This is a genomic window from Vibrio sp. 2132-1, from assembly GCF_033344315.1.
The window spans coordinates 189,251-201,750 of the sequence record NZ_JAWPON010000007.1 but is presented as its reverse complement, the minus strand read 5'-3'; the positions used below and the strand labels follow the sequence as shown (position 1 = coordinate 201,750).

The 12,500-nt window shown below is 46.7% G+C and carries 11 protein-coding genes; 5 read left to right on the top strand and 6 right to left on the bottom strand.

Annotated elements, in window-relative coordinates; genetic code table 11:
- Positions 1-411 precede the first annotated feature (411 nt).
- Entirely contained in the window at positions 412-2,442 is a 2,031-nt protein-coding gene (locus tag R8N47_RS10010) for a S8 family serine peptidase (protein ID WP_017635086.1), read from the top strand.
- 9 nt (positions 2,443-2,451) lie between these two features.
- Positions 2,452-2,814 carry a hypothetical protein gene (locus tag R8N47_RS10005; RefSeq protein WP_017635087.1) on the top strand — a complete coding sequence of 121 codons (363 nt, stop codon included), beginning with the start codon at positions 2,452-2,454 and terminating at the stop codon, positions 2,812-2,814.
- 191 nt (positions 2,815-3,005) lie between these two features.
- On the opposite strand, the gene R8N47_RS10000 is transcribed toward R8N47_RS10005, so the two are convergent.
- From R8N47_RS10000 to R8N47_RS09990, 3 genes are read right to left on the bottom strand one after another with little or no spacing between them, the layout of a single operon-like run.
- Positions 3,006-4,262, bottom strand: coding sequence for a PTS ascorbate transporter subunit IIC (locus R8N47_RS10000; RefSeq protein ID WP_042523363.1), 1,257 nt, complete (start codon positions 4,260-4,262; stop codon positions 3,006-3,008).
- A 9-nt stretch (positions 4,263-4,271) separates the two neighbouring features.
- Positions 4,272-4,559 (bottom strand): PTS sugar transporter subunit IIB, encoded by a 288-nt coding sequence (locus tag R8N47_RS09995; RefSeq protein ID WP_005374080.1) that lies wholly within the window; start codon positions 4,557-4,559, stop codon positions 4,272-4,274.
- 59 nt (positions 4,560-4,618) lie between these two features.
- On the bottom strand, positions 4,619-5,062 hold the full coding sequence (locus R8N47_RS09990) for a PTS sugar transporter subunit IIA (RefSeq protein WP_005384357.1): 444 nt from the start codon (positions 5,060-5,062) through the stop codon (positions 4,619-4,621).
- A 248-nt stretch (positions 5,063-5,310) separates the two neighbouring features.
- Here R8N47_RS09990 and R8N47_RS09985 point away from each other — a divergent pair, with 248 nt between their 5' ends.
- Entirely contained in the window at positions 5,311-6,339 is a 1,029-nt protein-coding gene (locus tag R8N47_RS09985) for a LacI family DNA-binding transcriptional regulator (protein WP_005442357.1), read from the top strand.
- Positions 6,340-6,424: 85 nt separating this feature from the next.
- Here the strand turns inward: R8N47_RS09985 and phnX are convergent, their stop codons facing one another.
- From phnX to phnW, 3 genes are all read right to left on the bottom strand, one after another.
- On the bottom strand, positions 6,425-7,240 hold the full coding sequence (gene phnX, locus R8N47_RS09980) for a phosphonoacetaldehyde hydrolase (RefSeq protein WP_042523361.1): 816 nt from the start codon (positions 7,238-7,240) through the stop codon (positions 6,425-6,427).
- Positions 7,241-7,330: 90 nt separating this feature from the next.
- Positions 7,331-8,710 carry an aspartate aminotransferase family protein gene (locus R8N47_RS09975; RefSeq protein ID WP_064354498.1) on the bottom strand — a complete coding sequence of 460 codons (1,380 nt, stop codon included), beginning with the start codon at positions 8,708-8,710 and terminating at the stop codon, positions 7,331-7,333.
- A 26-nt stretch (positions 8,711-8,736) separates the two neighbouring features.
- Positions 8,737-9,840: a 2-aminoethylphosphonate--pyruvate transaminase gene (gene phnW / locus R8N47_RS09970; protein ID WP_064354499.1), complete on the bottom strand. Its 1,104-nt coding sequence runs from the start codon at positions 9,838-9,840 to the stop codon at positions 8,737-8,739.
- 266 nt (positions 9,841-10,106) lie between these two features.
- Between phnW and R8N47_RS09965 the strand changes: the two genes are divergently transcribed.
- Together R8N47_RS09965 and R8N47_RS09960 are read left to right on the top strand one after the other, a co-directional pair.
- The gene (locus R8N47_RS09965; RefSeq protein ID WP_064354500.1) at positions 10,107-11,117 is read left to right on the top strand and encodes a putative 2-aminoethylphosphonate ABC transporter substrate-binding protein; all 1,011 of its coding nucleotides are present in this window, start codon (positions 10,107-10,109) and stop codon (positions 11,115-11,117) included.
- Between the two features lie 269 nt (positions 11,118-11,386).
- Positions 11,387-12,493 carry a putative 2-aminoethylphosphonate ABC transporter ATP-binding protein gene (locus R8N47_RS09960; RefSeq protein ID WP_318070287.1) on the top strand — a complete coding sequence of 369 codons (1,107 nt, stop codon included), beginning with the start codon at positions 11,387-11,389 and terminating at the stop codon, positions 12,491-12,493.
- The last annotated feature ends 7 nt before the right edge of the window (positions 12,494-12,500 follow it).

The window sequence follows — 12,500 nt, the reverse complement described above, 5'->3', positions numbered from 1 at the left end:
AGTATTTAGATGAGAATTTTTCTCACTAAACCTTCTAATTCTGAGTAAATGCTCAAGACAGTCAACAACTAAATATTCAATATTTCAGTTTTGGCACCACGGTCAAAAAATCCATTCAGCATAGCAATCGATTAAATGGGTGATATTTAGAATAATTACTCACTAACATTAATTTAACATTCACTTTTTGTTAATTAAGTAATTGCTTTATAAGGTTTTGTCGGTGATTTTTAATGTTAACTTAAAGTGTTTATTGAATGATCTTTTGTACAAATTTGTATATTCATGAAACAAATTGTTTGGCATTTTTGCTCTGTAAACTATAGCTGAAGCTCTCATGCAAACATCATGATGATGACTTTTCATGAGAATATAGTGAATAAAAATTAGCTCAAATAAGGAATAGGGCAAATGCACTACACAACAAGTAAAAAACAAGGCTTATTTTCGTTGTCTGCCGTAGCAATAGCACTGACCACTTCGATGTCAGCGTTTGCGGCTCCACCAATGGGATTTGATGAATCTAAGTTACCGACGAAGTACATCGTCAAATTCAAAGAAGATGCAGTCAGCCGTTCTTCAATGGGTGGTAACTCATTCTGGGGGCCACGAATCGCGCAGGAGTCTGTTCTAGAACAGGTGAAGGCACGTAAGGTGGAAAAACTGGGCAATCGCGCCATTTACAGCGTTGAACTGGATGGCGATGACTTAGAGCCGCTTCGCAATCGTAGTGATGTGGAATACGTGGAAGTCGATCCACCTCGCTATTTGCTCAGCGAAACGACCCCATGGGGATATGAAGCGGTTAATGCTCAACTGCTAGCTGACTTCAATGCGGGTAATCGCACTGTATGTATTATCGATTCAGGGTACGACATTTCGCACTACGACCTAAGCGGTAACCGCGTTGCTGGTACTAACGATAGTGGTACGGGATCATGGAGTGATCCGGGTAACAACAATGCCCACGGTACTCACGTCGCGGGTACGATTGCTGCGATTGCCAACACCGAAGGTGTAAAGGGTGTGATGCCAAACCAGAATGTTAATTTGCACATCGTGAAAGTATTTAACGAATCGGGTTGGGGTTACTCATCTGGGCTTGTTAAAGCAATCCAGACCTGTGCCGATAATGGTGCTAACGTTGTGAACATGAGCCTTGGTGGTAGTCAATCAAGCCGAACTGAGCAAAATGCACTGCAAAATATTTACGATCAAGGCGTTCTATTGATTGCCGCTGCAGGTAATGATGGCAATACAGCGCACAGCTATCCAGCTTCTTATGACTCAGTGATGTCTGTTGCGGCTGTTGATAATCAAAATGATCATGCAGCGTTCTCACAATCTACTAATCAAGTTGAGATCTCAGGCCCGGGTGTGGCGATCTTATCAACGGTTACGGTAGGTGAAGGTAAACTTTCTGATATTACCTTGAATGGTGTAAGCCAGTTTGATCGTGGGATTGTTCCTCACAATCGTTTGATCAATAACGGTTCTTCGTATGTTCCGGATCCAATCGCGGGTTCAGTAACGGCAATGCTAGATAGCTGTGATGTATCTGGCGGTAACGTTAACTGTGGTGATATGTCGGGCAAAATTTGTTTGACTGAGCGTATCGGCAACCAGTCTTCAGGAAACTACCCTGAAGTAGATGCGGTTCAGGCTTGTTACAATGCGGGTGCGCGAGCTGCAATCGTATACAGCAACTCTGAACTACCTGGTTTACAAAACCCTTTCTTGGTAGACACAAACAACGCTTATCGTATGGTTTCGGTAACGGTTGATCGTGCATTTGGTCAAGAGCTGTTGGGGTATGTTGGTCAGGAGATTACTGTTGCAACAACCTCTGGTGAAGATTACGAGTACTACAATGGTACATCAATGGCGACACCGCACGTAACGGGCGTAGCTGGCTTGGTGTGGAGTTACCACCCAACCTGTACTGCAGCGCAAGTACGTAATGCCCTAGTGAAAACTGCAACAGATATTGATGTTGCTGGTCGAGACAACCGTACTGGCCACGGCCTAGTTAATGCTGAAGCGGCGAAGCTGTTCTTGGACGCTGGCTGTAATGGACCTGATGGTGGTAGCTCTTCGGACTCTAGCTTCTCAAATACCAGCCCTGTTGCGATTCCAGATAATAAATCTTCTGGCGCAATCAGTGCAGTAGAAGTCGATCGCTCTGGTGATTCAGGCACAGTAAGTATTGACGTTGATATTAGCCACACTTACATCGGTGATCTACGAGTGACTTTAACGTCACCGACTGGTGGAGAAGTTGTACTTCACAATAATACTGGCGGCAGCGCTAACGATATAAAAAACACGTTCCAAGCGGATTTTTCTGGTTTTGAATCGCAAGGTACATGGGAACTAAAAGCGGTAGACAGTGCCAGAAGAGACACAGGCACCATCAACAGTTGGACTCTGACCTTTCAATAAGGAGTGACTATGAAGAAGTTGACCTTACTTTCTTTGTCTGCGGTAGGCGCTACCGCACTATTGGCAATCGGACTGAGCTCAAGCAGCTTGGCAAACAATCAAGGATTTCCTCTCGTGGATGAACGCCAAGATCAAGCCGAGCAGCAACCTGAACGTTACTTTATTAAGTATCATGAAGGAAAAGAGAGCGAAGTGAGAGCGCTTCTTCGTCAGCACAACATTGAAGTAGTCGACGCTCTGGTGAAACAACATGTGTTGATTGTGGTGGGTGAACAGGCGGAAGTCGATAAGCTCGCCGCTCACGATGCGGTCGAATACACCGAGCAAGAGCCGACAAGGAAGCTGCTATCTAACGGAACTACGCTTCAATAAGCCAAACCTCCTTAAGATAGTGCCAAAAAGAAAAGCGCCCCTCACGTGAGGGGCGTTTGTTTTCTTTCATGCTCCGGTTGTTCTAAAGTCAGTCGCTTGCTATGACTAGAGACTCTTTAGGATTGATGCCTATGAGCCTATTCCCGCATCAATCAAGTCAGTTATCAGCTAGTCATATTCAGACTAACTACTTAACGAACAATCAGACCCAGTAGGATACCAACAGCGCCGAAGTCTGCGTCACTAAAGGTCGTGTTAGCAAAGCCTAGGTCACCAAGTACTGGCATTAGGAATACTGGTAGGAAGGTAATCAATAGACCTTGTGCAAAAGCACCCAAGATTGCACCGCGACGACCACCTGTAGCGTTACCAAATACACCTGCCGCTGCGCCTACAAAGAAGTGTGGAACGACACCAGGGATAATCACAGTGAGACCCATCACGTAAAGTAGGAACATGCCCAAAAGACCCGCCGCAAAGCTCGATAGGAAGCCCACCAATACTGCGTTTGGTGCGTATGGGAATACAACCGGACAATCAAGCGCAGGTTTTGCGTTTGGTACTAGTTTGTCTGAGATACCTTTAAACGCTGGAACGATTTCTGCGATAACCATACGTACACCTTGAAGGATAACGTACACACCACCGGCGAATGTGATGGATTGCATCAGCGCGAACATGAACCAGTGCTTACCACCGCTAACTTCGCGTACAAAGTCACCGCCAGCGAAGATACACGTCACCATAAAGATGATGCCCATAGTGAACGAGATTGCTACAGGCGTATCACGTAGGAACAACAAGCTCTTAGGTACGTTCATCTCTTCAGTAGAGTGTTCTTTATTACCGAACTTGCTGCCAATAAAGCCCGATAGTACGTAAGAAAGGGTAGAGAAGTGACCAATCGCAACGTCGTCAGAACCTGTTACTTGCTTCATGTACTTGTGAGCAATCGCAGGGAAGAACACCATCACAGAGCCCACAACCAGAGAGCCAAGTGCGATCAGTGGAACACCTTTCATGCCGCTAGAAGCAAGGATCGCCGCTACCATCATCGACATAAATAGTGTGTGGTGACCTGTTAGGAAGATGAATTTCCATGGCGTGAAGCGAGCAATCAAGATGTTCACTAACATACCGAAGAACATGATCATCGCCATCTCTTTACCAAACGCTTCTTGCGCGATAGAGACGATAGCTTCGTTGTTTGGAACCACGCCTGTGATGCCAAATGCGTGCTGGAAAATCGTCGCAAAGTCACCCAGAGAAGTCACAACTAGACCTGCACCCGCACCAAGCACGATGAAACCAAGAATGGTTTTTACCGTGCCTTTAATGCACTCGGTGACCGGTTTTTTCTGGGCAATTAAGCCGATTAGGGCGATAAGACCTACCAGAACCGCCGGCTCTGATAGGACATCGTTCATTAAGAAACTGAAAAATTCCATAACGCCACCTTATAGAGCGCCAAGCTCTTGAAGTGCTACAGATAGACGCTCTTTCATTGCCACTTTGTCGACCATGTTATCAAGCGCAACGATGCGAGGTTCAACGCCAAGTGCGTTCAACTGTTCAACGATGTCGTTAGTACCGATGAAGATGTCACAATCCGTACCTTTTGCAGAACCTAGATCGATATGATCCACTTCTGCGTTTACATTCAATTCTTTCACGATGCCTTTGATGCTCATTTCCATCATTAGGCTAGTACCAAGACCGTGACCGCAAACAACCATAATTTTCATAATTCAGACCTTTTCTTTTTATAGGGGTGTATGCCCATTTTTTAAGGGCACATCAGGAGTTAGTATTTTTCGATGATCGCGAGAACATCTTGTGTGTTTTGAGCGGTGCAGATGGCTTCTACATGCTCTTCATTCATAAACAACTCAGCCAGTTTAGAAATCGCATCCACGTGCGAGTTACTGTCTGTCGCGGCTAGCGTAACCAGCATTTTCACTGGGTCGTTACCTTCAGAATCGAAGTTCACGCCGTTTTGAATCACCGTGATGGCAAGAGACAAACGGTTAACGCCATCTTCAGGGCGAGCGTGTGGCATTGCCATACCAGGACCTACCACGTAGTAAGGACCGAGCTCTTCGTGTGAGCGGTAAATAGCGTCCACGTAGCTTGGCTCAATCGCGCCATTTTCAATCAGTGCTTCACAGGATTTGCTCACCGCATCTTTCCAGTCAGTAGCATCAGAATGGATGCGAATCACATCAGAGGTAATCAGTTCACGTAGCATTGGATCTTTCCGGTTTGTTGTTTTGTTGATGGGTACTTTATCGATCAATTTGTCAGAAAAACCTGAGAATGATCACAAATGGTAGCGCTATCTGATAGCGCTATCATAAATTGTGATAGCGCTACCATTTTTATCAGTCGTCCGAGTTTCATATGCTTGTGATCGACTTCTAATGCGCTAATATCAAAACCAATAAAACGCTGTGGTAAGATGTCGCGGCAGAAAATAGAGAACACTAAATAAGAACAATGAGCGAACCTCGCAAACGAAGAAGTACTGGCAATGTCACCTTGGCGGACGTCGCTAAAAAAGCCGGCGTAGGCACCATGACGGTGTCGAGAGCATTACGAACGCCCGAGCTAGTATCTGACAAGCTGAGAGAAAAGATTCAACAAGTGGTTGATGAGCTCGGCTATATCCCGAATAAAGCGGCAGGGGCTTTGGCGTCTGCTGAAAGTTACTCCATCGCTCTTATCATTCCTTCCCTGTTTGAAAAAGCGTGCGCGCTTTTCTTACCGAGCTTTCAACAAGCGTTGAACAAAGCGGGTTATCAGTTGCTGCTTGGCTACAGTGATTACTCGGTAGAGCAAGAAGAGAAACTGCTTTCGACATTTCTTGAGAGCCGCCCAGCGGGAGTGGTGCTGTTTGGTAATGAACACAGCCAACGTACTAATCAGCTTTTGGAAGCCTCGAACACGCCAGTATTGGAAATTGCTGAGTTAAGTTCGAAAGCCAGTTACCTCAATATCGGTGTTGACCATTTTGAGGTGGGTAAAGCCTGTACCAAGCATGTGATTGAGCAAGGCTTCAAGAACGTGGGCTTCATTGGTGCGCGTGGGGATCACTCCACTTTGCAACGTAAGCTACACGGCTGGCAAAGCGCGATGATTGAGAACTACCTTGCACCGGACCATTTCTTAACCACCCACGAAGCGCCATCTTCACAATTAGGTGCGGAAGGGTTGGCAAAGTTATTGCTGCGCGATTCAAGTTTGAATGCTCTGGTATGTAGCCATGAAGAGATTGCGATTGGCGCGTTGTTTGAGTGTCATCGCCGAGTGCTGAAAGTCCCGACTGACATTGCGATTATCTGTTTGGAAGGCTCTTCTATGGGTGAGCACGCCTACCCAAGTTTGACCTGTGCGGAATTCGATTACGAACGTATGGGGACGAAAGCCGCAGACAAGTTACTGCAAGCCATTAAAGGTGAGCCTGTAGAACATGCAACGGACATGGGCTTTAAGCTAAAACGCCGAGCGAGTACTGCGATCAACTAACCTCATTTGGTTAGAAACTAATACGTGATACAAAAAACCTCTCGATGCTGAGAGGTTTTTTATGCGTGAGAATAATGATTCTCTACTAAGGACGCTCACCTGCTGCTAGGCGACGTTCGATATCTGCAACCACTTCTGGGAAGTCAGCGATCGTATCGATAAGGTAGTGCGGCGAGCTCTTGAGCAGTTTTGCACGCGCTTTTTCACGAGCGGCATCAAGCGTTGCTTCGTCCGCGGCTTGGTATTCTTCAAACGTTAGACCTGCTTCGTTACCAGAAAGCAGCAAACCAACGGTCCACATACCCGCGTTGTGACCTTCATCGATGCCCGGTGCGGCGTCATCCACTTTGATACACGCATTAACATCGGTAACATTCAGCTCAATCACGTTTTTCAGTGCCATAAATGGTGCTGGGCGACCACCTTGCGGCAGGTCATCCGTTGCTACTACGTAATCCGGTTTGTAGCCGTAATCCGCAGCCACAGGAATCAGCACATCCATCACTTCGCGAGGGTAACCAGAACAAGAACCGATCTTGATGCCTTTGTCTTTCAGACCGTTCACAACTTCAATCGCATTAAGGATTGGCTCTGCGTGGTCAGCCACTTTTGCTTTTTGCAGCGGCATGAATGCTGCGTAGATAGCGTCGATGTCTTCGCTGGTCATTGAGCGACCAAACTTCTCATTCCAACGCTTATCAACCGCAGGAATGCGACCCACAGCTTGGATGTGGTCCCATTTACCAAGCCCCATTGGTTCACGCGCTTCTTCAAGATCGATTTCGAAATCAAATCCTTGCTTGAACGCTTCCACAAAGATACTGGTTGGTGCAAAAGAGCCGAAATCGACGATAGTGCCAGCCCAGTCAAAGATCACTGCTTGAATTGGTGAGTTGCTCATGTTCAATCCTTTTTCTTGCTTGCCAGAGCGCCTGCTTACACGTTGAAACGGCGCTCTGAATAAATTGGTTTTTGTTGAGGTCTATTGACCCTAAAAGTAGTTAAAGTCTTTACACACTTTGGCGATGGCTTCTTCGAAGAGCGCCAACGCTTCTGTTAGTTGTTCGCGGGTGATGATCAGCGGTGGGCTGAGTTGAATCACGTTACCTTGCGATACCTTGAAACTCACTCCGTTGTTGAGGCATTGGTACAACACAGCTTCCGCTTCGTCATACGCGCGTGCTTTGCTTTCGTGGTCGGTGACCAGTTCAATGCCCCACAACATGCCGATGCCACGTACATCACCAATCACTGGGTACTTGACTTTCATCTCTAGCAGTTTTTCACGCATGAACTGGCTGTCGGCTTTGGCTTTATCTAGCAAGCCGTCTTGCTCAATGGCTTCCATGGTTGCCAGTGCCGCAGCACAACCGATAGGGCTTTTCTCATGAGTGTAGTGACCCATGGAAATTTGCTCGGCAGTGTTGTATTTGTCTTTGGTTACCATGGCTGCGATAGGCACTAAGCCTCCGCCCAAACCTTTACCGATGCAGAGCATATCTGGCTCGATGTCGTAGGCTTGGTAGGTAAACCATTCACCGCTGCGACCCATGCCGTTAGGGATGTCGTCGATGATCAACATGACATTGTGTTTGTCACAGATTTCACGGATGCGTTTCCAGTAGGTTTTACTTGGCACTTGAACATCTGTGTTGCGAACCGCTTCTGCGATAAATGCGCCCACGCCGCCTTCTTTCTCAATCACGTATTCAAGGTAGTCGGCGTAATGCACGTCACTGCCGTCGGCAACTGGGAAAGCGCCACGGTAAGATACGGCTGGTGGAATGCGCTCAACACCTGCCATTAATGGTCCCATGCCTTGGCGGAAACACGCTTCGCCACCTACTGAGATGGCATCCAACGATGCACCGTGGAAGGAATCCCACAGCGACACCACCTTGTAATTGCCCGTGATGTGGCGTGCTAATTTAAGAGCCATGCCCACTGCAGATGTGCCACCTGGAGCAAACAACACGCGGTTCAATTCGCCGCCACAGATTTGGGTGAGTTTTTCGGCACATTCAATCGCGGTTTCATTGGTAAAACGACGTGGTGAAAACGGCAGTTTGGCAATTTGCTCTTGCACACGGTTAATCACATGCGGATGACCATAGCCTAGCTGGTGGACGTTATTGCCATGAAAGTCCATGTACTTTTTGCCGGTGGCATCTTGGATGTAGATGCCTTCTGCTGCTTCCAAGGTATCTAAGCAAGGCGTCGACATGGCTTGATGAAGAAAGACCTCCGAATCACGCTTCAATAATGCTTGCGTGCGTTCGTCGTCCATCGATGCATTCCAAGCTTGGCGCGCTGGTGTTGTGTTGACGTCGCCTTCGCTGCGGAAATGGGTCGGTTTGATATTCTGAGTCATAACGCTCTCTCAATCAGAAGGCTGCTTTACGTAACTTGCCAGTACATTGCTTTTTCAATTGCACCGATTAAGCGCTCGATATCTGCTGGGTAAACTTCGCCAATGTTGCCGATACGGAAGCAATCTGCGTTCGATACCTTACCCGGATAAATCACAAAACCTTGCTCTTTTAAACGTGTGTAGAACGCTTTGAACTGGTAATCACTGTGCGTCGGAGAGTAGAAAGAAGTGATGATTGGCGAGTGAAGGTCATCACTCAGTAGTGGCTCAAACCCCAGAGAACGCATACCTGCAACCAGTGTTTTCTGGTTAGTTTGGTAGCGGTTATGACGAGCCTCAATGCCGCCTTCTTGTTCCAGTTCTAGCAATGCTTGGTAGAAAGCGCGAACTGTGTGCGTTGGAGACGTGAAACGCCATTTGCCGTGGTTCACTTCCATACAATGCCACTGGTCGTAAAGATCAAGGCTCAAAGAACGTGCCTGACCTTGGCACTTATCTAGCTCAGTTTGTTTCGCAATCACAAAGCCAAAGCCCGGCACGCCTTGAATACATTTGTTTGCAGAGCTGATCATAAAATCGATGCCTAATTCTGCAATATCGATAGGAATGCCACCAAAGCTCGACATGGCATCGAGAATCACCACTTTGCCGTGTGCTTTTGCTGCAGAAGCAAATTCCTCAATTGGGTTAAGCATGCCAGTGGTTGTCTCACAGTGAACAATTGCCACGTGTGTGATTGTAGGATCCGATGCCAATGCAGTTTCCACCTCGTTCAAGTGTGGCTGTGATGTTTCGCCTGGGGAAACTACATGGCATGGAATATTTAGGTAATCAGCGATCTGAGCGATACGTGCACCGTACGCACCGTTGTCGACAACCAACAATTTTCCATCTTTGCCAATGGCGCTGCCAATCGTCGCTTCTACTGATGCGGTGCCGCTACCTTGCATTAGTACGCTGGTGTAACCGTCTTGTTGAGTTGCCAGTTTTACAAGCTTAGTGCGGATCACTTCTACAATGTCTTTGTTGTATTCATCATCCCAAGTACACCAGTCTTTAAGCATGGCTTCACGTACCGTTTCAGAAGTAGATAGAGGACCTGGAGTCAGTAGTAGGTATTCGTTTTTCATCTCGATTTCCATCAGAATAGGCTAGTTGGTCTACACCAAATTTCAAAATCACTTTATCGAGGAAGAAAAGGGCAGTAAATAGGCGAATCTCCAATTTCATAAAACTTTAATATCCAGAAAATGGCGGATCAATTGAACGATTATTCATCGCAAATTTTCGTAAAACTGCCATTTAATGGTCATGATTTCGTCACAAAGGCTCAGTAGGGTGTATATCGTCAACTGGTACAGACCAAATGAAAACTTAGCCAAATTAACTGGAGAAAATGATGAAAAACCGTTTGATGAAAGGATCGCTGGCTGCACTTGTCTCTCTGCTAGCTACGAATGCAATGGCAGCACAGGAAGTCACGGTTTACACCGCTTTCGAAACTGACATTCTTGCTAAATACAAGTCTGCGTTTGAGAAAGATAACCCAGATATCAAGATTAAGTGGGTTCGCGATTCCACCGGTATCATGACGGCGAAATTGCTGGCAGAAAAGAACAACCCTCAAGCGGAAGTGGTTTGGGGTCTTGCTGGCTCGTCAATGGCACTGCTTAAAGATGAAGGTCTTCTTAAGCCTTACACACCAAAAGGTTTGGAAGAGCTGCACGCGAACCTAAACGACCCTCAATCAAACCAAGCTTGGTTCGGTAACGATGCGTTCTTTAACGCAGTTTGTTTCAACGAAGCGGTAGCGAAACAACTTAACCTACCGAAACCAACGTCTTGGGAAGACCTAACGAAGCCGGTTTACAAAGGTCACATTGCAATGCCGAACCCAGCGTCTTCAGGCACTGGCTACATGCAGGTTTCTGCTTGGCTACAAAACATGGGTGAAGAGCAGGCATGGAACTACATGCGTGACCTAGATAAGAACATTGCACACTACACGCACTCTGGCTCTAAGCCATGTGTTCAAGCGGGTATGGGTGAAGTGGCTATCGGTATTTCGATGGCGAGCCGCGGCGCGAAGCTGAAAACACAAGGTGCACCACTATCGGTTATCACACCAAAAGGCATCGGCTGGGAATCAGAAGCTGTTGGTCTAGTAAAAGAGTCTGATGCAGCGAAACGTGTTGTCGACTGGTCAATCTCTAAAGCGGCAAACGAGCTTTACGTAGAAATGTACCCAGTGGTTGCACATAAAGAAGTGAAAGCGACAGTATCTAACTTCCCGAACGTTCAAGAGAACATGGCGAAGATGGACTTCGCGCAAATGGGCAGCAAGCGTGCAGAGATTCTAGCGGCTTGGTCTGAAAAGTTTGACACGAAATCAGAGCCAAAGTCTTAATTGAATTTGCTTTGAGTTGAATACTGAAATCCACCTCGGTTGAGGTGGATTTTTTGTTTTCTCTGTTATTTCAAAGTTTGCTGAAAGTAGATTCCTAGTCTCACCTAGGTTCGCTGGAATGACGAACTTAAGAAAGTCGGGAATCTCTAATTACCACTTAAACAAACCCTATCTCCCTTCATCTATTTGTCATATTCTGGCTATAAATTTGTCATTGGAACGTAACACTCCAAAATTAAAGTTGGTATATACCATTTGGAGCGTGTGTTATGTCAACTAACCAACATTACCTAAATATCGAAGATGTAGTGAAGCAATTCGGACAGTTCACTGCATTAAAGCAAATCTCACTGGCGATCGAAAAAGGCGAGTTCGTTTGTTTTTTAGGCCCTTCTGGCTGCGGTAAAACTACGTTATTACGTGCCATTGCAGGTTTAGATCTACCTACTTCTGGCGCGATTTTTCAAAACGGCCAAGAGACCACATTTCTACCACCAGAAAAGCGTGATTTCGGCATTGTGTTTCAGTCTTACGCGCTGTTTCCAAACCTCACCGTACAAGAGAACATTGCGGTGGGTTTGAAAAACCAAGGTATGTCAACCAAAGAGGCGCTGGAGAAAGTAGAGCAGTGGCTCGAAACGATAGGCTTACCAACCTCAGGGCAGAAGTTTCCTAACCAGTTGTCGGGCGGTCAGCAACAACGTGTGGCGTTAGCGCGAGCGCTTGCTTTATCTCCGGGACTGCTTCTTCTTGATGAACCTTTATCTGCGTTGGATGCGAAAGTACGTGTTCACTTACGTGATGAAATTTGTAAGCTGCAACGCAAGCTTGGCATCACTACCATCATGGTTACGCACGATCAGGACGAAGCGTTGTCGATGGCGGATCGTATCGTGGTAATGAACCATGGTGTGATTGAGCAAGTAGGCACACCTCAAGAGATCTACCAACAACCAGCCACGCGCTTTGTTGCTGAGTTTGTCGGCAGCATGAACTTTATTGAAACCTCAGTAGCTACGGACTCCCAAGTGCGCATTGCGGAAACCCTAATGCCAGCGCCAAGCTTGACCAATCGTAAGATCCAACGTGGTGATCGCTTCGACCTTGCGGTGCGTCCTGAAAGCATCAAGTTCGTTGAAAACTACACCAACTCTTTACCAGTGCGAGTTACCGCAACCGAGTTTCTGGGGGCGTTTTTCCGTATTGATTGCGTATTGCAAAACGACAGCTCAACGAAAACCATCGTCGTGGATGTGCCTGTGGAAACGGTTCAAAAACTCAATATCAAAGCGGGCGATGTACGTTACATCCAGTTTGTTGAAGAAGGGCTGCATGGTTACGCCGTGCCCTCGGTTGATAAAGCGCTAGCAGCGTAGGTGTAAA

Coding starts and splice junctions, on each gene's coding strand:
- R8N47_RS10005 (WP_017635087.1), top strand. CDS start 2,452: ATGAAGAAGTTGACCTTACTTTCTTTGTCTGCGGTAGGCGCTACCGCA.
- R8N47_RS09985 (WP_005442357.1), top strand. CDS start 5,311: ATGAGCGAACCTCGCAAACGAAGAAGTACTGGCAATGTCACCTTGGCG.
- R8N47_RS10010 (WP_017635086.1), top strand. CDS start 412: ATGCACTACACAACAAGTAAAAAACAAGGCTTATTTTCGTTGTCTGCC.
- R8N47_RS09965 (WP_064354500.1), top strand. CDS start 10,107: ATGATGAAAAACCGTTTGATGAAAGGATCGCTGGCTGCACTTGTCTCT.
- R8N47_RS09990 (WP_005384357.1), bottom strand. CDS start 5,062: ATGCTACGTGAACTGATTACCTCTGATGTGATTCGCATCCATTCTGAT.
- R8N47_RS09960 (WP_318070287.1), top strand. CDS start 11,387: ATGTCAACTAACCAACATTACCTAAATATCGAAGATGTAGTGAAGCAA.
- R8N47_RS10000 (WP_042523363.1), bottom strand. CDS start 4,262: ATGGAATTTTTCAGTTTCTTAATGAACGATGTCCTATCAGAGCCGGCG.
- phnX (WP_042523361.1), bottom strand. CDS start 7,240: ATGAGCAACTCACCAATTCAAGCAGTGATCTTTGACTGGGCTGGCACT.
- R8N47_RS09975 (WP_064354498.1), bottom strand. CDS start 8,710: ATGACTCAGAATATCAAACCGACCCATTTCCGCAGCGAAGGCGACGTC.
- phnW (WP_064354499.1), bottom strand. CDS start 9,840: ATGAAAAACGAATACCTACTACTGACTCCAGGTCCTCTATCTACTTCT.
- R8N47_RS09995 (WP_005374080.1), bottom strand. CDS start 4,559: ATGAAAATTATGGTTGTTTGCGGTCACGGTCTTGGTACTAGCCTAATG.